This is a genomic window from Stenotrophomonas terrae (assembly GCF_039674165.1).
Classification (GTDB): domain Bacteria; phylum Pseudomonadota; class Gammaproteobacteria; order Xanthomonadales; family Xanthomonadaceae; genus Stenotrophomonas; species Stenotrophomonas terrae_A.
On the sequence record NZ_JBDJMY010000029.1, the window covers coordinates 1 to 26,283 of the forward strand.

Genomic DNA, 26,283 nt, shown 5'->3' on the forward strand with positions numbered 1-26,283 from the left:
ATGCTCGGCACTACAGGTGATCTATCGGTAATGCCTCTGCCGAGCGTGGCTCGGCACTACGGGTGATCTACCGGTAAGACCCTTGCCGAGCATGGCTCGGCACTACAGCGCGCGTAGCAGCAGCGCCACCATCGCCGGTACGGCCTGGACGTAGAAAATGCGCGGGCTGACGCTGTATGCGCCATAGGCGCCGGCCAGTACCACGCAGACCAGCGAGAACGTCACCAGCACCGGCTGCCCCAGCACCAGCCCGGCGACGATGCCGGCGGCAAGGAAGCCGTTGTAAAGCCCCTGATTTGCCGCCAACACCCGCGTGGCCTGTGCCTTCTCCGGCGTGTTGCGGAAGGTCTTCAAACCCAGCGGCTTGGTCCACAGGAACATTTCCAATACCAGGAAATACATATGCAACGCTGCCACCAGCAGCGTCACCAGCACTCCAGACAAAGCCAATACGCTCATCGGCATCTCTTCCTGAAAGCACAGCGGCAAACCCGCCGCAGGGAACAACTCAGCGATCGTGCGGCAGCTTCTTCTCTTCGCGCAATACGCCCAGCGCCGACAACGTCATCAGCACCGCCACGGCCGCACCGCCAACGAACACCGCTTTGGACCCAAACAGCGACAAGCCCTTGTGCACCCATGCAAAGGTCAGGTCAGCGCCGCGGTAAAGCACTGTATCGATGGCCGCACCCGCCTTGTAGCGCCATTGCCGGTCCACGCGTGTATAGATGGTCTCGCGTGCCGGCTTGCCTAGTGAGAACTCGCTGGCGCGCGTCAGCACCTGCACCACCGCCACCATCAGCGGAAACGGCGACGCCGCCAATACCGAGAACCCGACAATGATTGCCAACCCCGGGATCAGCAACGCTGGGGCCACGCCATAGCGTGACAGCAACCAGCGGGTCAGCCCCAGCTGGATAACCAGGGTCAGCGCGTTCACTGCCAGGTCGATGCGCGAATAGAACGCGGTGCTTGCGGCCGGGTCGGTGATCAGGCGGCGCGCGATAGCAGCCTGTTCGTTGTACAGCATGGTGCCTATGCCCACGCCGAACACCACCATCAGCGCCAGCCAACGCAGCAGCGGTTCGCGCGCGATCAGCCTCAGCCCATCGAACACACTGCCGCCCATCGGCTGTTCGCCGTCGACCAGTTGCTGCTCGCGTTCACGCTGCACCGCCCACGGCCGCAGCCGCCAGATGCAGAACAGGCAGATCGACAGGAAACCGGCCGACACCAGCATCAGATTGGCGATGCCCACCCGTTGCACCAGCGAGCTGGTGATGATCGGCCCGAGGAATGCACCTACCGTTCCGGCCGCACCGATGTAGCCGTAGTACGCCCGTGCCTGCGCATTGGAGAACACGTCAGCCATGAAGCTCCAGAACACCGCTACCGCGAACAGGTTGAAAACGGTGATCCAGAAGAAGAACGCCATGCCCCGCCCCGGCACGCCGGCATTGAACATCGCGTAGAAGACCAACAGGGTGAAAATGAAGAAGCCATATACCAGCGGCAGGAACACCCGTCGCGGGTAGCGGCTGACCAGCCAGCCATACAGCGGCTGCAGCACCAGCATGATCAGGAACACACAGGAAAACAGGAACTGCAGGGTGAAGTCCTTCAGCGGCATGCCGTGCGCTGCGAACCAGGCAATCAACCCGGGCGGGAACAAGGTGTCCATGTTGGACGAAGCCGCCATCGCCTCGCGCACCGGGCGCAGCACGTAGTAACCGCTGAGCAGGCAGAAGAAGTACAGGAACGACCACCACAGCGGCGGTGAGCCGCGCAGCGTGTGCAGCAGGGACCGTGCACCGGATCCGCGCGTAGCGGTCATGCGGCACCCCGGCACTGCGGGTGGCGAGAGGACGGCGGCATCGGAAACTCCGGGGGTTCGGCGGAGCGCGTACGTTATCTAATGCACTGCAACATCGCCAGTGCGCCAGGGCTTACTCCCACACAACGAGCCGTTCTATCCTCAAGTATGGGAAAGGGGAAAGCCGTGAAGGAATTTGACTACATCATCGTCGGCGCGGGCTCGGCCGGCTGCGTGCTGGCCAACCGGCTCAGTGCCGACCCGCAACTGCGAGTGCTGCTGATCGAAGCCGGGCCACGCGACTGGCACCCCTTCATCCATATGCCGGCCGGCATCGCCCGGCTGGTCAACAACCGCCGCGTCAACTGGAGCTACGACACCGAGCCCGAGCCGGCGCTGGGAAATCGGCGCCTGTGGTGGCCGCGCGGCAAGGTGCTTGGCGGTTCGAGCTCGATCAACGCGATGTGCTACGTGCGTGGCGTGCCCGGCGACTACGACCGTTGGGCGCAGGCCGGCGCCAGCGGCTGGAACTGGGACAGCGTGCTGCCGTGGTTCCGTCACAGCGAAGGCAACGCGCGCGGTGCCGATGCGCTGCACGGCGCCGCCGGTCCCTTGCAGGTGTCCGACCTGCGTTACGTCAATCCGCTCAGCCATGCCTTCATCGAGGCCGGGCAGCAGGCCGGCCATGCCCACAACAGCGACTTCAACGGCGTCCAGCACCAAGGTGTCGGCCTGTACCAGGTCACGCAGAAGAATGGTGCACGTTGCTCCTCAGCGGCCGCGTATCTCGCCCCAGTGCGCGCGCGTGCCAATCTGCAGGTACTCACCGGAGCCTTGGTGGAACGGCTGCAGATCGACGCAGGGCGCGTTAACGGCGTGCACCTGCGCGTGGGCGGCAAACGCGAGCAGTTCCGCGCCGCCGCCGAAGTACTGCTCAGTGCCGGCGCGATCAACTCACCGCAGTTGCTGATGCTGTCCGGCATTGGTCCGGCCGATGCGCTGCGCGCGCATGGCATCGACGTCCAGCTGGACCAACCCGGTGTCGGCGCCAACCTGCAGGACCATCTGGATATCTGCACGCTGTACCGCAGCGTGCCCGGCGTCAGCTATGACCGCGCCAGCGAAGTGATGATCGGCCTGAACTACTTCCTGCGCGGCCATCAGGGCGCCGGCAGCAGCAACGTGGCCGAGGCCGGTGGCTTCGCGCGCTCGCGCTTTGCGCCGGACGAACGTGCCGACATCCAGTTCCACTTCGTCCCGGCGATGCTGGACAACCATGGCCGCAACCGCCTGCCCGGCGACGGCTACACCTTGCACGCCTGCTACCTGCATCCGCGCAGCCGCGGCCATATCGGCCTGCACAGCGCCGACCCGGCCGCGCCGGCGCGCATCCACGCCAATTACCTGAGCGATGCCGAAGGCTTCGATATGAAGATGATGGTCGAGGCCGCGCGGTTGAGCCGCGACATCCTGCAGCAATCGGCATTTACCCACTGGCGCAAGGCACCGCTGTTCCCGGCCGATGAGCACCTGGACGACGCCGGTCTGGAAGCCTTCATCCGCGCCAAGGCCGAGACCATCTACCACCCGATCGGCAGCTGCCGGATGGGCAGTGACGATGCTGCGGTGGTCGACCCGCAGCTGCGGCTGCGCGGCATCGATGGCCTGCGGGTGGTCGACGCCTCGGTGATGCCCACCTTGGTCAGTGGCAACACCAATGCACCGACCATCATGATCGCCGAGCGTGCGGCGAGCTTGATCCTGGGCTAGACAACCGGCTTGCTGAGGCGGAAAAGCAATCAATCCCCACACGCAGCGCTGCTATGGGCTGCCCGCAGAGAAACAGGCGAAAGCGGGAACACCCCGGCCTCAGGCCACCTGCAGCATCGCTGGCAACGGGCAATGCAAGGTGGCGCAGATGGTGCGCAGCAACTCGGCCTCGGCGACATTGACGCGTTGATTGTGGCTGACCGTTGCGGTCACCGCTTCCACCAGCAGCTGCTTGGCCAAGGGATCCATCGAATCCAGTGGCCCCCACACCGCGTCCAGAGCCAGCACGCCGTTGACGGGCGGCGCGTAAGGCAGGTGGCCCTGCGGCAGGATCCGCTGCAGGCCGGCGAGGTAGGCACGGCGTGCGGAGGCTTCATCGCCGGGGTTGCCGGCGCGCGCAACCACGGCCAGCAGCGTGGCGAACTCCTTCTGCACGCTGGTGGTCTTGCGGCGTCCGAAGTGCAGATGGCGCGAAGGATCCAACGCCGCCTGCACCTGCACCAGCAACAGCCGCGACAGACAATATTCGAACAGTGAGATGCGGCCGTCCGCATGCGTCAGTGCTTCAATGCAGCGCATGAACGCATCCAGTTGCGGCCGCGGCAGGCTGCGCAGGGTCGGGAACGCCAGCGCCGCCAATGGCAGCCGCAGCGCCGCCTGCAGATCGCGCAACGGCCCCGCCGCCAGCTGCATCACGCTGTCGGCCATCGCCTCACCCAACTGCATACGCACGGCCTCGCGCTGCTGCGCGGCAACCGTTGCATCGGCATCCAGCAGCATCGCCAGCAACAAGGGCTGTGCCGCAGCACGGTCGCCGGCCAGCGCGCGCAGCGGCGCAGGCAGACTGCCGGCAAGGCGTACCGCCTGCTGGTAGTCATCGTCGGCCGGCGTGGCCACCTGCGCGGCCACCTGCGCCGGGTCCACGCGCAGCTGCCGCGGCGTCCCCGGCATGGACGGCAACAGCGCATCCACGCTGACCGCGTCATGCCCGGCCAGGCCCATGACGCGATCTTCGGACAGGCCATCCGGCGGTGCACTGAACCAGCTACCGCGCAGTGTCTGCAGCTGCTCGGCGCGGAACCCGGGCTGCAGGCGCTGGATGCGTTCCAGCAAGGGCGGATGCGTGGCGAACCAGCTGGACAGACGCAGCCCTTCGCCAAACAGCATATGGCTGACCTCCTCGGCACCGGCACGGTCGGCCAGGTGCGAGCCCTCGTCCAGCCCGCCGATCTTTTTCAACGCACCGGCCAAGCCTTCGGTCTGGCGGGTGAACTGTACCGCCGAGGCATCGGCCAGGATTTCGCGCTGACGCGACACCGCCGCCTTGATCAGGCGCCCGAAGAACACCCCGATGCTGCCGATGGCAATGCCTGCCAGCGCCATCGCCAGCACCACCAACACCGGCGCGCCGACGCGCCCAAGCCGCACCCGGCTGCCGCCGCCCATATGCATCAGCATCCGCTTGCCGATCACGCTGAGCATGAGGATGCCGAACAGCACGCCCATCAGGCGGATGTTCAAGCGCATGTCGCCATTGAGGATGTGGCTGAATTCATGTGCGATCACCCCCTGCAGCTCGTCGCGGTTGAGCCGCTGCAAGGCGCCGCGGGTCACCGCGATGGTCGCGTCGGCCGGCGAATAGCCGGCAGCGAAGGCGTTGATGCCGGCGTCCTGTTCCAATACATACAGGCGCGGCATAGGCACGCCGGAGGCGATGGCGATCTCCTCCACCACGTTGCGCAGGCGTCGCAAGGCAGGGTCGCGGGTATCGGCGGCAACTTCGGTTCCGCCCAGCTGCACGGCTACCACCTCGCCGCCAGCGCGCAGCGAACGGATGCGGTAAAGCGACGCCAAGCCGATCACCGCCAGCGTCAGCAGGCTGCTCCACAGCACCATGCGCGGGCTGCCGGTGCTGAACCACACCAGCACATCCACCATCACCACGATGGCGGTCACCGCCAACGCGAACAACAGCACCAGCCGCGCGGAATTACGCCGCGCCTGTGCCTGGTGTTCGAAGAAGTTCATCCCGCGCCCCCGGTTACGCCCGCGTCAGAGTCAGAACTGCACCTTGGGCGCCTCACGCACCTGCTCGCGCTTCTCCACCGGGATGTCCAGCAAGGCTGCGGTCGAGAAGTTGAACATGTCGGCAAATACATTGGCCGGGAAGGTCTCGCGGCGATTGTTGTAGCCCATCACCGCATCGTTGTAGGCCTGCCGCGCGAACGCCACCTTGTTCTCGGTGCTGGCGAGCTCTTCGCTGAGCTGCATCATGTTCTGGTTGGCTTTCAGCTCCGGGTAGGCCTCGGCCACCGCCATCAAGCGGCCCAACACGCCATTCAACTGCCCCTGCGAGGCAGCCAGCTGCGCCATTGCCGCCGCATCGCCCGGATCGGCCTTGGCTGCGGCCAAACCTGACTGCGCGGCACTGCGCGCGGCGATCACCGCCTCAAGCGTCTGCCGCTCATGGCCCATATAGGCCTTGGCGGTCTCCACCAGGTTCGGAATCAGGTCAAAACGCCGCTGCAACTGCACGTCGATCTGCGCAAATGCGTTCTTGTAGCCGTTGCGCGCCCGTACCAGCCCGTTGTAGATCCCCACGCCCGCCGCGACAACTGCGACAACCACCACAAGAAAGATCAGCAATATCAACGCGATGCCCATTCATTCTCTCCCCGTTTGTGCATTGATGAAAAGCGGCGCTAGAATCGCCGACAGCAGTAGCTTACAGGCACCGATCACGATGAAAGACAAGAGCACGCGCCGGTACATTCGTCCGGTGGCATCGGGATTGCTGGGGGTGTTGATGCCCTTCGCATTGTCGTCTACCGCGCAGACTCCAACCCACACCACCCTGCCAGCTGCCGCACCGGCCGCCGCAGCGTTGCCGGTGAACCTGGAGAACGCGCCCAGCCAGTCGCCGACGCAACCGATGCCTTATCGCACCGCGCTGCGCCCGGACCAGGTGCAAGCGTTGCCGGCCGACTTCAATGTCGCCGCCATCGAATCACTGGCCGAACAGCTGACCTACGGCAACCGCGTGCCCGGCATGGCGATGGCCATCGTCCAGAACGGGCGGGTGCTGTCGGCACGTGGCTATGGCGTTACCGACATCAGCAACCCGCAGGAAGTGGACGCGCATACCGTGTTCCGGCTTGCTTCGCTGTCCAAGGCCTTTGCCGGCACCATGGCCGGGCTGCTGGTCAACGATGGCACGCTGCGCTGGGACAGCAAGGTCACCGATTACGTGCCCGGCTTCCGCCTGTCCACCCCTGAAGCGACCGACAAACTCACCGTCGCCGACGTACTCAGCCAGCGTGTCGGCCTGACCAGCAATGCCTATGACCGCGATGTCGAGGCCAATGCCGACTATTACTCGCTGACCCAGAAGCTGGCCAGCGCGCCGCTCAAGTGTGCGCCGGGCGAATGCTATTCCTATCAGAACGTCGCCTTCAGCCTGGTCGGCGATGTGGTGTTCGCGGCCTCGGGCAGCTTCTATGAGCAGGCTGTCGAGAAGCGCATCCTCAAACCACTGGGCATGAATGACGCCAGCCTCGGCCTGGCCGGCATCCAGGCCAGCTCGCGCTGGGCGCGCCCGCATGTGCGCAGCCGCAACGGCTGGGTGTCGCTGACGCCCAAGCCCACCTACTACCGCGTCGCGCCTGCCGCCGGCGTCAACGCCAGCGCCAGCGACATGGCGCAATGGCTGCTGGCCCACACCGGCCATCGTCCGGATGTGTTGCCTGCTCCGTTGCTGGCAACGCTGCACGCGCCCTTGATCAACACCCCCGGCGAAATGCGTTCGGGCTGGCGCCACCAGCGCCTTGATTCGGCAGGCTACGCGCTGGGTTGGCGGGTGTTCGATTACTCCGGCCACCAGGTGGTCTTCCACGCCGGTGCGGTACAGGGCTATCGCGGCCTGGTGGCGCTGCTGCCGGAACGCGACCTGGGCATCGCCATCATGTGGAACGGCGAGAGCAGCCTGCCCAGCGGCATGATGCCGACCATCCTGGATCGTGCGATTGGTTTGCCGACGCAGCGCTGGCTGGATGTGGATACCGATTTTGGCAGCGACAACCTGATGGCCGAAGATGCCGCGCCGGCGCGCGGCGGCAAGAAGGGCGCGTCCTCCGACCGCGCGGTGGCCTCACCGCACTGAGTCGCAGCGCGGTTCTGCGCTAGCACCCGAAAGGCGGCCGATGGCCGCCTTTCTTTTTGCATTGGCCGCTGTGTAATGCGTGCAGCTCTGTAGTGCCGAGCCATGCTCGGCAAGGGCAGTCCCCGCCACCCCAAACCACCAGCACCAACCTTGTGGGAGCGGCATCAGCCGCGAAGCTGGCGATGCTTGAGCGGCCCTGATGATCTGGTCGCAGGGAATCGGGGCGAACAGGCCGGACCCTTCCACAAACAGATATCGACTGGTCGGATAAGCAATTGGCTTCGCGGCTTACGCCGCTCCCACAAAAGCGGCGGCGTTGCCTGGTCGGATGCTTGGTCGGCTTCGCGGCTTACGCCGCTCCTACAAAAGGCGGCGTTGCCTGGTCGGATGCTTGGGCGGCTTCGCGGCTTACACCGCTCCCACAAAAGAGGCGCCGCTGTTTGGTCGGATGCTTGGTCGGCTTCGCGGCTTACGCCGCTCCCACAAAAGGCGGTGGTGCCTGGTCGGATGCGCCACTGGCTTCGCGGCTTGCACCGCTCCTAACAAGGCGGTCTCGCAGCCGTGTAGTGCCGAGCCATGCTCGGCAAGGGCAGTACCCGTACCACCATGACGCCAGCACCGACCTTGTGGGAGCGGCGTCAGCCGCGAAGCTCGCGATGCTTGAGCGGCCCTGATGATCTGGTCGCAGGAATCGGGTCGAACAGGCAGGGCCTTCTACGAACAGATATCGCCTGGTCTGATTCGCCACTGGCTTCGCGGCTTACGCCGCTCCCACAAAAGAAGCGGCGGTGCCTGGTCGGATGCGCCGCTGGTTTCGCGGCTTACGCCGCTCCTACAAAAGAGGCGGCGTTGTTTGGTCGGATGCGCCACTGGCTTCGCGGCTTACGCCGCTCCCACAAAAGGCTGGCTTGCCTGGTCTGATGCGTGGGCGGCTTCGCGGCTTGCGCCGCTCCCATGTTGGTTGCCCCCCCGATTGGTGCCCTTCCCGCCCGGCGGGCGCGCATAAAAAAACTCCCTCCCCGCTGGGCAGTCGGGGAAGGAGTTTCAGGTACAGCTAGTGGAGCTGGATCAGATCAGCGGCGCCGGGGTGGCCGGCAGCGCAACCGGAGCGGCCTTCTTCTTACGAGCGGCCGGCTTCTTCTTCGCAGCAACCTTCTTGGCAGCCGGCTTCTTGGCGGCAACCTTCTTGGCAGTCTTCTTAACGACCTTCTTGGCAGTTGCCTTCTTGGCAACCTTCTTTACGGCCTTCTTGACTACCTTCTTGGCGGCTTTCTTGGCAGTTGCCTTTTTGGCAACCTTCTTTACGGCCTTCTTGGCAGTTGCCTTCTTGGCAACCTTCTTTACGGTCTTCTTGGCAGTTGCCTTCTTGGCAACCTTCTTCACGGCCTTCTTGGCAGTTGCCTTCTTGGCAACCTTCTTCACGGCCTTCTTGGCAGTTGCCTTCTTTGCAACCTTCTTCACTGCCTTCTTGGCGGTTGCCTTCTTGGCAACGGCCTTCTTGGCGACCTTCTTCACTGCCTTCTTGGCGGTTGCCTTCTTGGCAACCTTCTTCACGGCAGCCTTCTTGGCGACTTTCTTTACCGCCTTCTTGGCGGCCGGCTTTTTAGCAGCTTTCTTCGTAGCCATGGTTTGTTCCTCGTCAGTGATCTATGGAATTGAAATGCCCAGTTGAAGCAAATCCGCGGTGTTCGGCGGAGGACCGACGACGCGTCTAGCGCATCGTGACGGATACAGAAACACCCGCGACGGTTCCCGCTGCGGGTGCCTTATTGAAATCAGGGGGGTGTTTCGCGGAAGGAAGCGGCTCCTGCTCCACCATCAAGAGAATCCTGGCGGACGTCCAAGTTGTGCTTCGCGTCTGAATGTTGATCCGGCTCACTCGCTTCCGCAGGAAAGGTCTGCTGGGCGAAACCTAATCACGGTTTTTTTTACTGTCAACTATCTTTCCAAAATATTTTTCGGAAGCCTTCAGGCTTCTGCACCCGCGTGCTCGCCGCCGGCGCCGGTCTTTGCTCGCCGGCAACACAGCTGCAACGCCCGTCCAAAAAAACACAAAGTAAAAAAACATCGGTAAAAGCGCACTATTCTTTTCAACGCCTGCCACATGCCACCGTGTTGGCACTACACCAGGCGCATCTCAAAGCATGCGACCGACGACCACCAACGGCCGGTTCCGACACCCGAAAAAAAGTTTGCCAAAGGCTGCGCTTTGCATCGGCGTTGGATCAATTTGCGCAAACTTTTTGAACCGTTTCGCAGTTCGCAACGATGTCCACCGACACCACTTCGCACCCGCCGAGCAACTGTCGCGCCGCTCTCATGCCGTCCCTCATCACCGCCGATCATCACCTGATGCTGACATCGACACAAAAAAAAACGGCCGCTGATGGCGGCCGTTTTTCCGAAGACGACAGGACTCAGTGGTCCTCGTTCTCCAGCATCTCGGCGTAGTCGTCCGGGCCGAGCAGCTCGTTCAACTGTTCCGGTTCGGACAGCTCCACCACGTACAGCCAGCCGTCGCCGTAGGCATCTTCGTTGATGGTTTCCGGCTTGTCGGTCACCGCTTCGTTGACTTCGACAACGGTGCCGGACACCGGGCTGTAGACGTCGGAGGCAGCCTTCACCGACTCGACCACCGCTGCGCCAACGCCAGCCTGCACGCTGTCACCGACAGCCGGCAGTTCGACGTAGACCAGGTCACCCAGCAAACCTTGGGCATGGTCGGAAATACCAACGGTGACGCGGCCATTGCCTTCGACACGGGCCCATTCGTGGGACTTGAGGAACTTGAGGTCGCCAGGGATCTCGCTCATGGAACTACTCCGAAAAAAACGGTGGTCGGGAAGAAGCGCTAGTTTAACGAACCGGAAGCGAGGTCGCTTCCGGCCCGGTCGAGCAGGTCAAAGATTGATACCGGCCTGTGCCTGGCCGTCACGCACAAACGGAAACTTCACGATACGCACCGGCACTTCCTTGCCGCGGATATCCACGCGCACCTCGCCCGGTGCACCGGCGGGAACGCGTGCGAAGGCGATTGCCTTGCCCAGCGTCGGCGAAAAAGTGCCGGACAGGATCTCGCCCTCGCCATTGGCGGTGAGCACCTTCTGGCCGTGGCGCAGCACGCCCTTCTCGTCCATCACCAGGCCGATCATCTGCCGCGCATTGCCGGCAGCCTTCTGTGCCTCCAGTACCGGGCGACCAGTGAAGTCGCGCGCGGTGCCATCGGCCTGATCATCCAGGGCAACCGTCCACGCCAATGCCGCTTCGTACGGGGTGATGGTTTCGTCCATGTCCTGGCCGTAAAGATTCATGCCGGCTTCCAGGCGCAGCGTATCGCGCGCGCCCAGACCCGCCGGCTTTACACCGGCAGCCAGCAATGCATTCCAGAACGCGACCACGGCCGTCTGCGGCAGCAATACTTCGTAGCCGTCTTCGCCGGTGTAACCGGTGCGCGCAACAAACAGTGGCACGCCATCGGTGGAGGTCACATCCAGGCCGGCAAAGCGCGCCAGCTTGTCCAGCGCGGCACGATCATCGGCCGCCACCAGGCCGGCGACCAGCGCACGCGCCTGCGGACCCTGCACGGCGATGATGGCCAGGTCTTCGCGCTCGATCACTTCCACGCCGAAGGCTTCGGCATGCTGACGGATCCAGGCCAGGTCTTTTTCGCGGGTGGAGGCATTGACCACCATGCGGAACATGTCATCGGCCAGGAAGTAGACGATCAGGTCGTCGATCACCCCGCCCTGCGCATTGAGCATGCACGAGTACAGGGCCTTGCCCTTCACCTTGAGCTTGTCGATGGAGTTGGCCAGCAGCTGGCGCAGGAACTCGCGGGTACGCGCGCCCTTCAGATCGACCACAGTCATATGGCTGACGTCGAACATGCCGGCGGCATTGCGGACCAGATGATGCTCATCGATCTGCGAGCCGTAGTGGATCGGCATGTCCCAGCCGCCAAAGTCGACCATCTTGGCGCCGAGTGAGCGGTGGGTTTCGTTGAGCAGGGTTTTCAGGGTCATGGCCGTTCCACACAAAGGGGTCCGCCATTATCCCAGATGGTCACTTTTAAAACCTGCGGCACTGCCACAACGGCAGTGCCGCGCCGGCCTTCAGACCGGCTGCACCTTGAGCGTCATGCCGTCCACGGCGACCACCCGCACCGCACTGCCCTGCGGCAGATCCGGGCCGGCCACCACCCAGAACGCATCATCCACCTTGGCCCGGCCAATGCCGGCGTTGATGGCCTGGTCCAGCGTCACCACGCGCCCCACCAGTTGTTCGGCACGGCGGTTGAGCAGGGGTTGATCGCTGGGCCGCGCCCGCTGACGGAACCAGGTGCGGTAGACCTGAATTGAGACGAAACTCAGCACCACGAACAGAACCACCTGCAGCAGCAGGGTCATGCCATCGATGGCCCAGACGGTGAGGAACACCGCCGCGGCGGCGATGCCCATCCACAACATGAAGGCGCCCGGCACCAGCGCCTCGGCAGCGAACAGCAGCACCGCCAGCGCGGCCCAGATGATTACTTCCCAGCGCATGGCTCAGCGCCCAAGTGGCGGCGGGTTGCCGCGTGCGGGCTGCCTGGTCTCGCCTTGTTTGGCAAATGCTTCCTTGGCCAATTCAGCAATGCCGGCAATGGAGCCGATCACGGCACTGGTTTCCATCGGCATCAGCACCAGCTTCTGGTTGGGCGAGTTGGCCAGCTCACTGAAGGCTTCCACGTACTTCTGTGCGATGAAGTAGTTGATCGCCTGCACGCTGCCATTGGCGATGGCATCGGAGACCATGGTGGTCGCCCTGGCCTCGGCTTCGGCCAGCCGCTCACGGGCTTCGGCATCGCGGAACGCAGCTTCCTTGCGGCCCTCCGCTTCCAGCACCGCCGCCTGCTTCTGGCCCTCGGCACGCAGGATCTCCGATTGGCGGATGCCTTCGGATTCCAGCACTGCGGCGCGCTTGTTCTGCTCGGCCATTTTCTGCTGCTGCATCGACTGCACCAGGTTGGCCGGCGGCTGGATGTCCTTGATCTCGATGCGGGTGACCTTCACCCCCCACGGATTGGTCGCGTGGTCGACCACGTTGAGCAGCTTGGCGTTGATGGTTTCGCGCTGGCTCAGTGATTCGTCCAGGTCCATCGAGCCGATCACGGTGCGGATATTGGTCTGCACCAGCGCGATCATCGCCACTTCCAGGTTGGCCACTTCATAGGCCGCCTTGGCCGCGTCCAGTACCTGGAAGAACACCACGCCATCCACGCGCACGACCGCGTTGTCCTTGGTGATCACATCCTGGCTGGGCACCTCCAGCACCTGCTCCATCATGTTCACCTTGCGGCCGACGCCATACACAATCGGAAACAGGAAATGCAGGCCCGGGCTCATCGTATGCGTGTACTTGCCGAAGCGTTCCACCGTCCATTCGTAGCCCTGCGGCACCATCCGCACCGTCTTGAACAACACGATGACACCAGCGATGACCACCACCAGCGCCAACACCCCGGTTCCGCTGCCCATTGCCCACTCCTCGTGATGATGGATGGGCCGAGTATAGCCACAGCCCCGAGACGGCCAGGTGTGCGCCTACAGGCGCACCCGCCCACGCAGAATGTCGACGAACATCACCCAGTCGCCGGCAAATGAATAGAAGGGATGTCGGAAGGTGGCCGGCCGGTTCTTCTCGAAGAAAAAGTGCCCGACCCAGGCAAAGCCATAACCGCATACCAGCGCCAGCCACAACCAGCGGCCGTGGCCACTCCACAGCGCCATTGCCACGCAGGCCAGCACGCCCCAGCTACCGATGAAATGCAGGCGGCGGCTGATGTGGTTGCTGTGTTCGCTCAGGTAGTACGGATAGAACTGGCGGAAGCTGCTGAAACGCGACATGGCCGGCAACCTGGTGCGGATGCGGACAGCATAGGTGTTTCAGTTGCTGCGTGGGGCGAACATGATCACCGCCATGCCGAGCAGGCACAGGCCGCCGCCTAGCAGGTCCCAACGGGTGGGTTTGACCGAATCCACCAGCCACAACCACAACAGCGCCATGCACACGTACACGCCGCCGTAAGCGGCATAGACGCGGCCGCTGGCGGCGGGATGCAGGGTCAGCAACCATGCGAACAAGGCCAGGCTGGCGGCGGCCGGCAGCAGCAGCCACGGGCTGCCCTGCTGCCGCAGCCATAACCAGGGCAGGTAGCAGCCGACGATTTCCGCCAACGCGGTAAGCAGGAACAAGGCGAAGGTTTTCACCGCGCCGCGTCCTTTTCCTGCTGCTTCACCGCCTGCCAAAGTGCTTCCTGCGCGGCCAGATCCAGCGCCGGCATCGGCGTTGCCTGGGCCGCTGCCAAGGCTTCCATCGCACGGAAGCGACGCTCGAACTTGTGGTTGGCGTGGCGCAAGGCGGTGCCGACATCCACCTTGGCGTGACGCGCCAGGTTGGCGCAGACAAACAGCACATCGCCCAATTCTTCCTGCAGCCGCGCCTGGTTGTCCTGGCCATTGGCGGCGATCTCGAACTCGGCCTGCAGCTCGTCGATTTCCTCACGCAGCTTGGCCAGTACCGGCGCAGGGCTGGGCCAGTCAAAGCCGGTGCGCGCGGCGCGCGACTGCAGCTTGGTGGCACGCAGCCACTCCGGCAGACCGCGTGAGATACCCGCCAATGCCGAGCCGTCCTGCTCACCCTTGGCCGCACGTTCGCTGCGCTTGATCGCATCCCAGTTGGCCAGCACTTCGTCCGAATCGCTGACCTCGGTGTCGCCGAAGATATGCGGATGGCGGCGGATCATCTTGTTGCTGATCGACGCCACCACATCGCCGAAATCGAAGGCGCCCTGCTCGCTGGCCATCTGCGCATGGAACACCACCTGCAGCAGCAGGTCGCCGAGTTCGTCCTTCAACTCCGGCAGGTCGTTGCGATCGATCGCGTCGGCGACCTCGTAGGCCTCCTCCACCGTATACGGCGCAATGCTGGCGAAATCCTGCTCCAGGTCCCATGGGCAACCGCCCTGGGGATCGCGCAGCCGCGCCATGATCTGCAACAGCGTCTGGATATCGTTCAACTCGGACATGCGCACACCTTCTTCATGACGACGCCGGCAGACGCCGGCGTTGGGGGTTTGTTGATCAGCGGCTGAGCGCAGCCATTACAGCCCGGCCACCCAGTCCTGCCACGGCAGCGAGGCATCGCCCAGTGCGACAAAGTCGCCATTGAGCAGACGCGGCCGCTGGTTGTAGGCAAACGGCACACCGTCATCGGCAGCCAGCACCACCCCGCCTGCCGCTTCCAGCACACACTGGCCGGCAGCCGTATCCCATTCACTGGTTGGCCCAAGACGCGGGTACACGTCCAGCGTGCCCTCGGCGATGCGGCAGAACTTGAGCGACGAGCCCTGCGCAACCAGCTCGATCTCGCCCATGCGTGCCAGCAAGGCCGCGGTACGCGCACTGGCATGCGAGCGGCTGGCCGCCACCCGCAACGGCGACGCCGGCGGCACCCGGGTGCTGATCGCTTCCTGCTGCTGGCCCGTGCGACGCCATGCCTTGCCACCGCGCTCGGCGTGCCAGATGACCTCGGTCACCGGCGCCTGCACTACGCCAAACACCGACACGCCGTGCTCGATCAGCGCGATGTTGACGCTGAATTCGCCATTGCGCTTGATGAACTCGCGGGTGCCATCCAGCGGATCCACCAACCAGTAACGCTGCCACTTGCGCCGCGTCTCCCAGGGCAACTGCGCCGACTCTTCGGACAGCACCGGGATATCCGGGGTCAGCCCGGTCAGGCCGTGCACGATCAAACGATGCGCGGCCAGATCGGCGGTGGTCACCGGGCTGTCGTCGGCCTTGTGTTCGATATCGAAGCCGCTGGCGTAAACCTGCATGATCGCCGCGCCAGCCTGCCGGGCGATCTGCAGCACGCCTTCGCGCAGCGCCTCATCGATTGAAGCATTCATGCGCCACCTCGCAGCCACTCACGGGCAATGAACAGGGCCGCCAACGAGCGTCCTTCGGAGAAATCCTCGCGCAGCATCAGCTGGTCCAGCGCGGCCAGCTTCCATGGCACCACTTCCAGCTCCTCGGGCTCATCGCCGGGCAGGCGCTGAGGATACAGATCGCGCGCCACCACCAAGGTCGACTGGTGACTCATATAAGTAGGTGCCAAGGTCAGGCTGCGCAGCGCATCCAGTCTGCGCGCGCCATAACCGGCTTCTTCCTTGAGCTCGCGGTCGGCCGCTTCGATCGGCGTTTCGCCCTCATCGATACGGCCCTTGACCAGGCCCAGCTCGTAGCGATGCAGGCCGGCTGCGTATTCACGCACCAGCAGAACGGTCTCATCGTCGAGCATCGGCACCACCACCACCGCGCCGTGACCACCGCTGACCAGGCGCTGGAAGTGCCGGCGCTCGCCGTTGGAAAACTCCAGATCCAGCTGTTGTTGGCGGAACGGACCGATATGTTCTTCGACCACGTTGTGGATCTGTGGAAGCCGGCGACTCATGCGCCGCTCCGGGCAAAAGGACGGTAGACCGATAGAATGCGCATTGGCAGATACGTTTTCATGACGTTGAAATGCTAGCAGACCCAGCCGCCCCCCATGCGGCACCGCCTTTGCGAGATCACCGATGCGTCTTACCCGTTGCCCGATTGAACTGCCACTTGCCGCCGGCCAGACCCTGTCCCTCCCCGAAGAGGTGGCCAATCACCTGGTGCGGGTAATGCGCCTGCGCGAGGGTGACGGCTGCGTTCTTTTCAATGGCGATGGCCATGACTATGCGGCCACGCTCAGCGCCATCAGCAAGCGCGAGGTGCAGGTACATATCGACAGCGCGCAGGCCATCGACAATGAATCACCGCTGGCCATCACCTTGCTGCAGGGCATCGCCCGCGGCGAGAAAATGGACCTGATCCTGCAGAAAGCCACCGAACTGGGGGTCAGTCGCATCATCCCGGTCAATGCCGAGCGCACCGAAGTAAAGCTGGACGCGGCCCGTGCGGAGAAGCGCATCGCCCATTGGCGCAATGTCGTCGGCTCGGCCTGCGGGCAATCCGGGCGTGCCCGCATTCCGTCGATTGGCAGCCCGCAGGCGCTGGCCGCCGCTGTCGCCGCGCTGCCGGAGCAGACCCTGCGGCTGACCCTGGATCCATTGGGCGAACATCGCCTGGCCTCGTTGCCGGACGCACCTGCCAACGGCGTGGTCATCGCGATTGGCCCGGAAGGCGGCTGGTCACCACGCGACCGCCAGCAACTGGCCGAGGCGGGCTTCCAGGGCCTGCAGCTGGGCCCACGCATCCTGCGCACCGAGACCGCAGGCCTGGCCGCCATAGCCGCCCTGCAGGCGCGCCTGGGCGACCTATAGCGCCCAGCCATGCTTGGCTGGGGCGTTACCACGGCAACCCACAGAACCCACAGAACCCCCCGTGGGGGAGCGGCGTCAGCCGCGAGGCTGGGGATGGTTGCACCACCAAGATGCCTGCAATCTGATGGACTACGGGCTTCGCGGCTGACGCCGCTCCCACAACATGCAGCGCCGCCGGTTTCAGGACTGCCGGGAAGGCCTCTGCCGAGCATGGCTCGGCACTACCGGTGCATCTGCCACTGCGCGGGCCTGTAGCGCCGGGCATGGCTCGGCTCTACCGTGCAGGGTGGATCAGCCTGCGGCTTCGGCCAGGGCCAGGATCACTGCGCTTTCAACGGCGTCCAGATCCGGCAGCAGGGCGCTCTGCTCGCCCAGCAGCACGCGCATATGCACGCCTACCGGCAGGCTCTCTTCCGAGGCGTCGGCCAGCAGGCCGTCACGCGGTACCGCGATCAACTGCGGGAAGGACTGGGTCAGCAAGGCGAAATAAGGCAGGTCCGGGTTGCCACCCAGGGCCTTGAGCACCACCACCTTGTTGTTGCTGCCGACCATTTCGTGGCCGTGGCCACTGAGCCCGGCATAGGACAGCAACGGCACGCTCCAGCCGTGCCATGCGATCTGCCCGACCAGCCAGGCCGGCGCATTGGCAATCGGCTCGACCGCCACGCGGGACATCATTTCCGCCACCGTCGCGTTGGGCAACAGCACGCGCTCGGTACCGGCCTGTATCAGTACCCCACGGACTTCATCGTTGTTTGCGTAGCTCATCGTCAGTTCCTGGGTCGCGCTGCGGTCACGCCGCGCAATGCACAGCCAATTCGGCGGCGAGATATTCCGGATCACCGGCGCTCATGCCAGCAACAGCCAGCTGGCTGGCAGCGGCCGGGTCATAGCAACCCTCACCGATCTGCCCCGCCACCCAGCCACCCTTGCCGGCGAAGTCCAGCACCGGCGCGACCATCGCCACATCGGCACCACTGAGCATCAGCACCGCGCTGCGGTCCGCTTGCAGCGCCTGCAGCAGATCGTTGGCGTCGGCGCAGAAACGCAGGCCGCCAGCAGCTGATTCGACGCCAATGACATCGGGAAGAATATAGACCTCGCCCGGGTTCAGGCTCTGGCCGGGATCGGCCAGGCTGACCGGCAGCGGCGTTGCCCGTGCCATCTGCTTGACCAGGTTGGCGTAACGGCCACCGTCCAGTCGCAGCTGCACCAGCACCGGGCGCGAAAAATCTTCCGGCAGGCCGGCCAGCACGCGGCGCACCGCATCCGGGCCGCCAATACCGGCAATCAACAACACCGCGCCATTGCCCTCGGCAGCGCCCTCATCGAGGTCTACCAGCGACAGCTCGCTGTTGAGCAGACTGGCCAATGCCGGCGGCGGCTCAGCGGCTACCGGCGCGGCGGGCGCGGTCTCGTAGCCATCCTCGTCCAGCAAGGACCAGCTGCTGAAATCACCGATCGGCGCTGCGGCCGCCTTGCCCGCAGGCTCGACCGAAGCCGTAACCGGTTCCGGCGGCAGCGGCGGAGGCAGGGTTTCGACGGACGACGGCTGTGCGGCACCGGCAATCAGTTCCTCGAACGACAGCACTTCGGCATGCGGTTCACGCGCACTTGCCGGTGCCTCGTAGATTTCATCGGCGGGCAGGTCATAGGCCTGCACCTGCGCCTCATCCAGATGGAACTGCAGCGGCGCATCCACATGGCCATCGGCCGGACGCGGCGGCAGGCCGGGTTGCAGAGTGTTTGCCGGCTCGGCGTCTTCATGCTCAAGGCCCGGCGGCAGCACGTTGCCATGGCCCTGCAGCTTGGCGGCCAGGTGACGGATCCAACGCTGCGCCTCCCAGCCTTCGCGACGCGCGGCCAGTTCGGCTTCCTCGAACAACAAGGACAGTTCCGGGGTTTCCAGTACCGATTCCAGCCGTTCCAGCGCGTCCTCGACCGCCGGCTCCAGCGCGACCAGCACCACCTGCGGCGCAGCCGAGACCAGCGAAGCCGGCTCCAGCTGGTTGGGGTCTTCCTCCAGCACGATGCGGCCACCGGCAGCGATCAGTGCTTCGCGCAGGCGATCGCGGGCGGCGCCAGCACGGGCCAGCAGGGCAACGGGCTTGGCAGTGTCGTCAGTCGCGTGCACGGGCGATCCCCAGCAGGTCATAGACATTGCGCATCAAATCCAACTCCTGGTACGGCTTGCCGAGATAGCGTTGCACGCCGATCTCGAATGCGCGCTGGCGATGCTTGTCGCCACTGCGCGAGGTGATCATCACGATCGGGATGTCCTTGTAACGCGGATCGGCACGCATCGCGGTGGCCAGCTCGTAGCCGTCCATGCGCGGCATTTCGATATCCAGCAGCATCAGGTCCGGGATGCGTTCTTCCAGCTGCTCCAGCGCTTCCACGCCGTCGCGCGCGGCGACCACCTCCAGGTTGTGACGTTCCAGCACGCGGCTGGTGACCTTGCGCATGGTCAGCGAATCGTCGACCACCATCACCAGCGGCACATGGCGCTGGCTGCTGGCCTCGATCACTTCCACCGTCTGCTGCGGCTGGGTCAGATGACGACGCACCAGCGGTGCCACGTCCAGGATCACCACCACATTGCCTTCGCCGGTGATGGTGGCGCCGTAGATACCCGGCACCGACGCGATCTGCAGGCCGACCGGCTTGACCACGACTTCGCGGTTGCCCAGCACCTGGTCGATCGCCACCGCCGCACGCAGGTCGCCGGAGCGCACCAGCAGCAACGGAATCTCGGTCTGGCCTTCGGCCTTGGCCGCCACCTGACCCACCAGGTTGCCCAGGTTGTACAGGCTGAAGTCTTCGCCGTTGTAGTGGTAACCGCCCTGCCCTGATTCGAAACGCTGGCGGGAGATCCGGCCGATACCACTGACCGATGCCACCGGTACCGCATAGGTGGTTTCGCCGATACGCACGAACACCGCCTGGGTAACCGCCAACGTCTGCGGCAGGCGCAAAGTGAAGGTTGCGCCCTGGCCACGCACCGAGTGGATGTCCACCGAGCCGCCGAGCTGACGCACTTCATTGCGCACCACGTCCATGCCGACACCACGGCCGGACAGCTGGCTGACCTGCTCGCTGGTGCTGAAGCCCGATGCAAAGATCATCTGGTCCAGCTGGTTGTCGTCGATCTGCTCATCGCTGCCCAGCAGACCACGCTGCTCGGCACGGCGACGGATTGCCTCGCGGTCCAGGCCGGCACCGTCATCGCCGACTTCCAGCACGATTTCCGAACCTTCGCGGCGCAGACGCAGTGCGATTTCGCCTTCTTCCGGCTTGCCTGCAGCAGTACGTGCAGCCGGCTGCTCCAGACCATGGGCAACCGAGTTGCGCAGCATGTGCTCCAGCGGCGCGACCATGCGATCAAGCACGTTGCGATCGAGTTCGCCGTGGGTGCCTTCCAGCTTCAGGTGCACCTGCTTTTCGGTTTCCTGCGCGGCTTGGCGCACCACGCGACGCAGGCGCGGCACCAGGCCATCGAACGGCACCATGCGCGCACGCATCAGCCCGTCCTGCAGTTCCGAGCTGACACGCGACTGCTGTTGCAGCAGCGTGTCGTAGTTGCGCGACAGATCGTCCAGCACACCTTGCAGACCGCCCAAGTCGGCCGCCGATTCGTTCAGCGCACGGCTGAGCTGCTGCAGGGTGGAGAAACGGTCCAGTTCCAGCGGATCGAAGGTCTGGTCGGCCTGTTCGTGTTCGCGGCGGTAACGCGCCACGATCTGCGCTTCGGTTTCCAGATCCAGACGACGCAGCTGGTCGCGCAGACGGGCGTTGGTGCGATCCAGCTCGGCCATGGCGCCACGGAAGGCACCGAGCTGCTGCTCCAGGCGCGAACGGTAGATCGCCACTTCGCCGGCGTGGTTGACCAGGCTGTCGAGCAGGTCGGCGCGCACGCGCACCTGTTCCTGTCCGCGCGGTGCACCTTCTTCTTCGGCACCGGCCGGTTCTTCGCGCAACGGCGCAGACAAGGGCTCGATATGTGCCAGCGGCTGCGGCTGCACCGCGTCTTCCGCGACCTCGACCACAACGGTGTCGGTTGCAGTGACCGCCGCTTCGACCAGCGCCTGTGCGGCTTCGGCACGGCCATCGGTACGGGCTTCGAACGCTTCGATCAGGTCGCTCGGCATCTGCACCGCACGGTGCTCGCCGGTACGGATCAACAGCTGATGCAGACGGTCGAAACCGCGCTCCAGCAGCTGCACGTCGGCACGGGTGATCTCGGTACGGTTGGCCGCAACGGCTTCCAGCAGCGACTCGATGCCATGGCCGAGGTCGCCGATGGCGTTGATACCGGCCATGCGCGCGCCACCCTTGAGGGTGTGCAGATCACGCTGCAGGCCCGCCAGCGCTTCGCGATCTTCCGGCGCGGCGCGCATGTCATTGACCAGACCATCGCAATGGTCGAGCAGATCCTTGCCTTCCTCGACAAAGATATCGACCAGCTCACGATCCAGGTCGGCGAAGTCCAGCGGGCCAGCATCCAGTTCGTGGACTGCCACGGCGACGGCCGGCGCTTCTACCTGTTCCGGCAGTGCTGCGGTCAACGGGGCAAGCGTGGCCTTGGCGACGACGACAGACTCGAGCTCAACCGGCTCGGCAATCTCGACCGTTTCGACGGCTTCGACAACTTCGACGACTTCAATAGCGTCCACCGGGTCATTTCCGGCGACGTCTTCGAGCGATGCCGATTCTTCGGCTGCGGCGGCTTCGTCTGCCGTCTCGTCCTGTTCGATCTGCGTTGCGACAGTTGCGGACGCGTCCAGCGGATCAACGGATTCCAGCTCGGACACGGAATCATCCGCAGTCGCAACAACTGCATCTTCATCCACCGGCAAGGCATCTGCCGCTGCCTGCTCGGCATCGCCAGCAAGCACTTGCTCGTACTGTTCAGCGCCCTGTGCAGGCTCGACCATCTGCGCGGCCTCATCGGCCTGCGTCAGCGGCTGTGCGTCCTGTTCGCTCTGCGCAGCCAGCTCTGCTGCCTCAGTGTCAGCCTCGGCATCGGCTTCAGCCGTCGTGCCTGCGTAGACCACGCCTGCAGCCAGTGCGCCCGCACCGGTTGCGATGGCCAGGGCGCGCGCAATGACGCTGTCGTGATCATCCGCGTGCGCGGAACCTTCGGCAGCTGCCTGTGCGTCATCCTGGGTGTTTTCAGTCTGCGCGGCCACTGCATCCTCAAGTGCGTTATCGGCATCTGCAGCAATGAAGGACTCGGCAGCAGCCCCGGAAGCGTCGTCGGCCAGCGGCGCGTCGGTGCTTTCCATGGCCTGCGTCGGCTCAGCGGCATCGGAGGCATGGCCCCAGGTCGAAGCGCGGACTGCGTCGTAGCCATCTACCGCATCCACGGCCAGCTGCGCGTCGTCTGCCGCGCCGCCATCCAGTGGCGCTGCGACATCTTCCTGTGCGTGCACGTCGTCAGTGACGGCAGCCGTTGCCGGCTCGGCGTCAACAGCGGCATCGGCTGCGAACGCGATCGACGGCGCGTCAATTTCGACAGCTTCTGCGGGTTCCGGCGCTTCCGCCAGCATGTCCGCATCCGCACGCACGTCAACGCCGGTCGGCAGAACGATTTCCGGCTCAAACGCGGCAACCGGCAGTTCAGCGGCGGCCACCGGTACGGCGTCACCCGGGGTTTCATCCAACAAGCTGGAGTCGAAGTAAGCCGACAGGTCTTCGACACCGACCAGCTCAGCGCTTACGTCGTTGCCTGCCGACAGCGGACCCTGCACTGCATCGGCGTCAATGGAATCAACGATGGCCAGCTCATCCTCGGCGGCCATCGGCGGCCACTTGGCATCGGGCAAGGCGTCGACCAGCGACTGCAGGCGCTCGGCCACACCCGGGAATGCCGGAATGCGGGGCGAAGGTGCGCGCAGCGCGGTGATTGTGGTGTGCACGGCCGAGGCCATCTGCGCCAGCGCATCCACGCCTGCCGTGGTCGGCGTGACCGCCGCGGCCAACGAACGCTTGACGAAGGTTTCAGCCGGGCTGGTGATCTGGGTGATCACCGGCACGTCGGTCATGGCGAAAGCGCCACTCATGGTGTGTACGGCACGCAACAGGTCTTCGGAAACCGGCTGCGGCTGCGCCACGGATCCGGCCAGCCAGGTGTTGACCGTGTCCAGATGGGCGCCGATCTCGGCTTCCAGGATCTCGCGCAGCACCTCATCGACCGAGGCCGGGGTGCCGCCTGCATCGTTGTCCTGGTCTGCTGCGGCTAGTTCGGTTTCGACCGGCACAACCGCTTCAGCGACCTCGGCAGCCGGGGCGATATCCTGCGCTGCGGCGGCATCGGCAACTGCGCTGACACCGGCAACGTAGAACGCTTCTTCGCCTGCGGCGACGCGGTCCGCCACGTCCTGTATGCCCAGCAGATCGGAATGGATGCTGCCTGCACCACGCAGGGCGGCATTCAGTTCCGGCAACACGTCATAGGCCTGGGTCACTGCGGCAAGTACCGCAGGGCTGGCGGGACGGCTGCCATCAAGCACGCGGTTGAGCAGGCTCTCGATCTTCCAGCTGAACTCACCCAGGGTGCGTGCGCCAACCAGACGGCCGCTGCCCTTGAGCGTATGGAATACGCGACGCACCGGGCGCAGGCGCTCCATATTGGCCGGCGCCGCGCGCCATGCCGGCAACAGATTGCCCAGGTTTTCCAGTTCTTCGTCGAACTCCTCGATGAAGACTTCGCGGATGTCCTGATCGATGACGTCGCCGCCATCGATGAAGCCACCTTCGAGCTGGTGTACCGGCGCTGCGGCCTTCGCAGGCGTTGCACCGTGGATCGCAGCGTCGGCCACATCGGCGGTGACCAGCTCGGCCTGCAGGGATTCCGGCAATGCGAACGGATCGAACGCTTCGGCGGCGGCATCGAGCTGCGCCATGAACGCGGCGGTTTCCGTATCCAGCTTGGACACGGGTTCAACCAACATGGAAACCGGCTCGATCGAGGCGGCCTCCAGGCTGTCGGCCGGCGTTGCTTCCAGCGTCAGCGCATCGCCGGCAATGCCGGCGTCTGCGAGTGCTGCCGGCGCAGCGTCCAGCTCCCAGTTGTTGGCTACCTGCGCATCCATCGGTGCAGCAGCATCAAATGCCGGCGCAACCGCTTCCAACTCGGCGCTGAAGAACACATCGCCATCGGCAAGCGCGACCTTGGCCAGATCGGCGGACTGCAGCGGCGCTGCGTCAGTACCGTCCAGGGTCAGCAGGGAATCATCAAAACGGTAGGTGTCGCCAGCGTCAGCGACCGCGAAGTCCTCGGCGGCGACCGGATCGAACGCTGCGGCAAACGATGCCGGCGCAGCTTCGGACGCAGTGCTGGTTTCCTGCCCTTCAAGCGCCAGCGGCGCCAGCGCGAAGCTGCTGTCGTTCGACAACGCTCCCTCGGCGGCAACCGGATCAAACGCGGAAATCTCCGCCGCGGCTACCTCGGTCGGGACCAACGGCCCGGCCACGTTCGGCACCTGCAGCGTCTGCACCGGCGTGGCCACGGCATTGATGGCCGCACCAAACACCAACGGGTATTCGGCGGCTGCCTGCGGCTTGTCCTCCAGCTCAATCGGCGGCAGCGGCGGCGGCATTACCGGCGTGGCGCTGACCGGTGCCTGCTCGGCGACCGGAGCGGCCTCGGCAGCTACTGCGTCTTCTGCATGCTCGGCTTCCTCAACAATGGCGGTGACCGCCACCGGCGCCGGATCGGCGGCCAGCGATTCGTTTGCCGCAGCCGCCCATGGTGTTGCCGCAGTGGTGGCGTGCGCTGCCGGGGCTGCTTCACCCATGACCGTTGCCGCGCGGCCGTCGGTATTCGCCTGCAATGCCGGGATCGGCCAATAGCGCAGGGTTTCCAGGCTGGTGCGGGTGATGTCGAGGATTTCCTCGCGGCCGGGACGGCGATCGCGCAGGGCTTCCAGGAAGTATTCCAGGCTGGCCATCGCATCGGCCAGGGTGTCGAGCTGACGCCCGCTGGGAACGCGTTGGCGCGCAATCAGTTCGACGTCGATGTACTGACGCACGGCCTGCAGATAGTCTGCCGGCGCCGGCAGTTCCAGCATGCGCAGGGCACCGGAAACTTCGCTCAGCAGACGCGGCACTTCGGCCAGGCGTGCGTGGTCCCAATTGGTCTCGATGAAGGCCACGAAGGATTCGCGTGCGGCGGTGAAGTTGGCAATGGCTTCATGCGCCAGTACTTCCACCGTGCGGCGGGTTTCCACCGAGCCCGGATCGTCTTCACCGGTGACATTGGCGCCGAGGTGCGCCACCTGGTCATCCAGCGACGCGTCCACATAGAGCAGCGCACCGGCGATGTCCAGCAACAGGTTGTCGTCGATCTGACGCGTGCCGTTGACCACTTCGCGCAGCGAATCGCGCTGCTGCGCGACGATGCCACGGGCAACGCCCAGGCCCATCACACCCAGCGTGTCGGAAACGGCGCCCAGCTCGTTGACCTGTACCTGCAGGTCGGCCGGATTGCCATCCATGCGCATGTGCAGATCGAGCGCATCCTTGATGCGCATCAGTTCTTCCTTGACCGCACTGCCGACCGTGTCGAGCAGTTCGCGGTTGCGCCCGCTCAAGCTGCCGCGGGCGTGCTCCAGCTCATCGGCACTGGCGTTGCTGGCATCGGGGTTGAAGGCGAACAAGACGCTTTCGTTGATGCCTTCAGCGCCGCGTGCAGCGCGGATGTCATTGAGCAGCGGCAGCAGCACGATGGGAATATCGCGGTGGCCGTTCTGCAGGCGCTCCAGGTAATCGGGCAGCAGCACGGTGCCACGCATCAGCGTAGCGCAGGCTTCGTCGCGGTCCGGGATGGCACCGTCGCGCACTGCATTGGCGAGCAGCTCCAGCTCCTCGGCCACCATCGCCGGGGCATACAGCTCGACCATGCGCAGCGTGCCCTGCACCTGGTGCAGGTAGCCGGCACAGAAGCGCATGCGGCTGCTGTCGTTGGGTTCTTCGACGTAAGCCTCGACCTCATTGCGCACCTGGCGCAGGGTCTCGTCCAGCTCGGGTTTTACCCACCCCAGAGCTGCGTGGCTCATCGCATCGCGCAAGGTACTCATCGCACTCCCCCGTGCAGCATCAATTGCATGCCGTCCGGGCGGCCCTGCGTTGGTTTGTGACGAAACTTCATCTGCTGATTCCTTTGCATCCCCGCCCGATCAGTCC

Annotated in this window: 20 protein-coding genes; 3 read left to right on the forward strand and 17 right to left on the reverse strand. The window is 64.8% G+C overall.

The genetic code is table 11. The features are described 5' to 3' along the window. Positions 1–102: 102 nt before the first annotated feature. Entirely contained in the window at positions 103–459 is a 357-nt protein-coding gene (locus tag ABE493_RS12970) for a DUF1304 domain-containing protein (protein WP_346499335.1), read from the reverse strand. A gap of 49 nt (positions 460–508) precedes the next feature. After that, the gene (locus ABE493_RS12975; RefSeq protein ID WP_346499336.1) at positions 509–1,834 is read right to left on the reverse strand and encodes an NTP/NDP exchange transporter; all 1,326 of its coding nucleotides are present in this window, start codon (positions 1,832–1,834) and stop codon (positions 509–511) included. Positions 1,835–1,981: 147 nt separating this feature from the next. Here ABE493_RS12975 and ABE493_RS12980 point away from each other — a divergent pair, with 147 nt between their 5' ends. Continuing rightward, positions 1,982–3,583 carry a GMC family oxidoreductase gene (locus tag ABE493_RS12980; protein ID WP_430980777.1) on the forward strand — a complete coding sequence of 534 codons (1,602 nt, stop codon included), beginning with the start codon at positions 1,982–1,984 and terminating at the stop codon, positions 3,581–3,583. A gap of 99 nt (positions 3,584–3,682) precedes the next feature. On the opposite strand, the gene ABE493_RS12985 is transcribed toward ABE493_RS12980, so the two are convergent. Both ABE493_RS12985 and ABE493_RS12990 read right to left on the reverse strand, forming a co-directional pair. Beyond that, positions 3,683–5,611 carry a M48 family metallopeptidase gene (locus ABE493_RS12985; RefSeq protein ID WP_346499338.1) on the reverse strand — a complete coding sequence of 643 codons (1,929 nt, stop codon included), beginning with the start codon at positions 5,609–5,611 and terminating at the stop codon, positions 3,683–3,685. 30 nt (positions 5,612–5,641) lie between these two features. Continuing rightward, a complete protein-coding gene (locus ABE493_RS12990) occupies positions 5,642–6,247 on the reverse strand; it encodes a LemA family protein (RefSeq protein ID WP_430980778.1) in 606 nt (201 codons plus the stop codon). Positions 6,248–6,326: 79 nt separating this feature from the next. Here ABE493_RS12990 and ABE493_RS12995 point away from each other — a divergent pair, with 79 nt between their 5' ends. Further along, positions 6,327–7,742: a serine hydrolase domain-containing protein gene (locus ABE493_RS12995; protein WP_346499339.1), complete on the forward strand. Its 1,416-nt coding sequence runs from the start codon at positions 6,327–6,329 to the stop codon at positions 7,740–7,742. 1,068 nt (positions 7,743–8,810) lie between these two features. Here the strand turns inward: ABE493_RS12995 and ABE493_RS13000 are convergent. The 10 genes from ABE493_RS13000 to nudE all read right to left on the reverse strand — a co-directional run bounded on the left by ABE493_RS13000 (position 8,811) and on the right by nudE (position 16,238). Further along, positions 8,811–9,257: a hypothetical protein gene (locus ABE493_RS13000; RefSeq protein WP_346499340.1), complete on the reverse strand. Its 447-nt coding sequence runs from the start codon at positions 9,255–9,257 to the stop codon at positions 8,811–8,813. A 902-nt stretch (positions 9,258–10,159) separates the two neighbouring features. After that, positions 10,160–10,555 carry a glycine cleavage system protein GcvH gene (gcvH, locus tag ABE493_RS13005; protein WP_057628834.1) on the reverse strand — a complete coding sequence of 132 codons (396 nt, stop codon included), beginning with the start codon at positions 10,553–10,555 and terminating at the stop codon, positions 10,160–10,162. Between the two features lie 87 nt (positions 10,556–10,642). Then, positions 10,643–11,764: a glycine cleavage system aminomethyltransferase GcvT gene (gene gcvT, locus ABE493_RS13010; RefSeq protein WP_346499341.1), complete on the reverse strand. Its 1,122-nt coding sequence runs from the start codon at positions 11,762–11,764 to the stop codon at positions 10,643–10,645. A 90-nt stretch (positions 11,765–11,854) separates the two neighbouring features. Next, entirely contained in the window at positions 11,855–12,286 is a 432-nt protein-coding gene (locus ABE493_RS13015; protein ID WP_346499342.1) for an NfeD family protein, read from the reverse strand. A gap of 3 nt (positions 12,287–12,289) precedes the next feature. Continuing rightward, positions 12,290–13,258 carry an SPFH domain-containing protein gene (locus ABE493_RS13020; protein ID WP_346499343.1) on the reverse strand — a complete coding sequence of 323 codons (969 nt, stop codon included), beginning with the start codon at positions 13,256–13,258 and terminating at the stop codon, positions 12,290–12,292. A gap of 66 nt (positions 13,259–13,324) precedes the next feature. After that, entirely contained in the window at positions 13,325–13,627 is a 303-nt protein-coding gene (locus ABE493_RS13025; protein WP_346499344.1) for a DUF962 domain-containing protein, read from the reverse strand. 39 nt (positions 13,628–13,666) lie between these two features. Further along, positions 13,667–13,990, reverse strand: coding sequence for a YnfA family protein (locus tag ABE493_RS13030; RefSeq protein ID WP_282270615.1), 324 nt, complete (start codon positions 13,988–13,990; stop codon positions 13,667–13,669). Then, positions 13,987–14,808, reverse strand: a complete 822-nt coding sequence (mazG, locus tag ABE493_RS13035; protein ID WP_346499345.1) for a nucleoside triphosphate pyrophosphohydrolase — start codon at positions 14,806–14,808, stop codon at positions 13,987–13,989. The genes ABE493_RS13030 and mazG overlap by 4 nt, the downstream gene beginning before the upstream one ends. 75 nt (positions 14,809–14,883) lie before the next feature. Next, positions 14,884–15,693 carry a 3'(2'),5'-bisphosphate nucleotidase CysQ gene (cysQ, locus tag ABE493_RS13040; RefSeq protein ID WP_346499346.1) on the reverse strand — a complete coding sequence of 270 codons (810 nt, stop codon included), beginning with the start codon at positions 15,691–15,693 and terminating at the stop codon, positions 14,884–14,886. Next, positions 15,690–16,238: an ADP compounds hydrolase NudE gene (gene nudE / locus ABE493_RS13045; RefSeq protein ID WP_346499347.1), complete on the reverse strand. Its 549-nt coding sequence runs from the start codon at positions 16,236–16,238 to the stop codon at positions 15,690–15,692. The genes cysQ and nudE overlap by 4 nt, the downstream gene beginning before the upstream one ends. 124 nt (positions 16,239–16,362) lie before the next feature. Here nudE and ABE493_RS13050 point away from each other — a divergent pair, with 124 nt between their 5' ends. After that, entirely contained in the window at positions 16,363–17,097 is a 735-nt protein-coding gene (locus tag ABE493_RS13050; RefSeq protein WP_346499348.1) for a 16S rRNA (uracil(1498)-N(3))-methyltransferase, read from the forward strand. 291 nt (positions 17,098–17,388) lie between these two features. On the opposite strand, the gene ABE493_RS13055 is transcribed toward ABE493_RS13050, so the two are convergent. Genes ABE493_RS13055 through ABE493_RS13065 form a run of 3 tightly spaced genes read right to left on the reverse strand, consistent with a single transcriptional unit; the run spans position 17,389 to position 26,177 of the window. Then, positions 17,389–17,865, reverse strand: coding sequence for a chemotaxis protein CheW (locus ABE493_RS13055; RefSeq protein WP_057628824.1), 477 nt, complete (start codon positions 17,863–17,865; stop codon positions 17,389–17,391). Positions 17,866–17,890: 25 nt separating this feature from the next. Further along, positions 17,891–19,231: a chemotaxis protein CheB gene (locus ABE493_RS13060; protein WP_346499349.1), complete on the reverse strand. Its 1,341-nt coding sequence runs from the start codon at positions 19,229–19,231 to the stop codon at positions 17,891–17,893. Continuing rightward, positions 19,218–26,177 (reverse strand): hybrid sensor histidine kinase/response regulator, encoded by a 6,960-nt coding sequence (locus tag ABE493_RS13065; protein ID WP_346499350.1) that lies wholly within the window; start codon positions 26,175–26,177, stop codon positions 19,218–19,220. Before ABE493_RS13065 ends, ABE493_RS13060 begins: the two co-directional genes overlap by 14 nt. Positions 26,178–26,283: the final 106 nt, after the last annotated feature.

What these genes read in the sequence shown, in the direction of transcription:
- ABE493_RS13020 (WP_346499343.1), bottom strand. Translation starts at nt 13,258, where the DNA reads ATGGGCAGCGGAACCGGGGTGTTGGCGCTGGTGGTGGTCATCGCTGGT.
- ABE493_RS12970 (WP_346499335.1), bottom strand. Translation starts at nt 459, where the DNA reads ATGAGCGTATTGGCTTTGTCTGGAGTGCTGGTGACGCTGCTGGTGGCA.
- gcvH (WP_057628834.1), bottom strand. Translation starts at nt 10,555, where the DNA reads ATGAGCGAGATCCCTGGCGACCTCAAGTTCCTCAAGTCCCACGAATGG.
- ABE493_RS13025 (WP_346499344.1), bottom strand. Translation starts at nt 13,627, where the DNA reads ATGTCGCGTTTCAGCAGCTTCCGCCAGTTCTATCCGTACTACCTGAGC.
- cysQ (WP_346499346.1), bottom strand. Translation starts at nt 15,693, where the DNA reads ATGAATGCTTCAATCGATGAGGCGCTGCGCGAAGGCGTGCTGCAGATC.
- nudE (WP_346499347.1), bottom strand. Translation starts at nt 16,238, where the DNA reads ATGAGTCGCCGGCTTCCACAGATCCACAACGTGGTCGAAGAACATATC.
- ABE493_RS13050 (WP_346499348.1), top strand. Translation starts at nt 16,363, where the DNA reads ATGCGTCTTACCCGTTGCCCGATTGAACTGCCACTTGCCGCCGGCCAG.
- ABE493_RS12975 (WP_346499336.1), bottom strand. Translation starts at nt 1,834, where the DNA reads ATGACCGCTACGCGCGGATCCGGTGCACGGTCCCTGCTGCACACGCTG.
- ABE493_RS12980 (WP_430980777.1), top strand. Translation starts at nt 1,982, where the DNA reads ATGGGAAAGGGGAAAGCCGTGAAGGAATTTGACTACATCATCGTCGGC.
- ABE493_RS13065 (WP_346499350.1), bottom strand. Translation starts at nt 26,177, where the DNA reads ATGAGTACCTTGCGCGATGCGATGAGCCACGCAGCTCTGGGGTGGGTA.
- ABE493_RS13015 (WP_346499342.1), bottom strand. Translation starts at nt 12,286, where the DNA reads ATGCGCTGGGAAGTAATCATCTGGGCCGCGCTGGCGGTGCTGCTGTTC.
- mazG (WP_346499345.1), bottom strand. Translation starts at nt 14,808, where the DNA reads ATGTCCGAGTTGAACGATATCCAGACGCTGTTGCAGATCATGGCGCGG.
- gcvT (WP_346499341.1), bottom strand. Translation starts at nt 11,764, where the DNA reads ATGACCCTGAAAACCCTGCTCAACGAAACCCACCGCTCACTCGGCGCC.
- ABE493_RS12995 (WP_346499339.1), top strand. Translation starts at nt 6,327, where the DNA reads ATGAAAGACAAGAGCACGCGCCGGTACATTCGTCCGGTGGCATCGGGA.
- ABE493_RS13055 (WP_057628824.1), bottom strand. Translation starts at nt 17,865, where the DNA reads ATGAGCTACGCAAACAACGATGAAGTCCGTGGGGTACTGATACAGGCC.
- ABE493_RS12985 (WP_346499338.1), bottom strand. Translation starts at nt 5,611, where the DNA reads ATGAACTTCTTCGAACACCAGGCACAGGCGCGGCGTAATTCCGCGCGG.
- ABE493_RS12990 (WP_430980778.1), bottom strand. Translation starts at nt 6,247, where the DNA reads ATGGGCATCGCGTTGATATTGCTGATCTTTCTTGTGGTGGTTGTCGCA.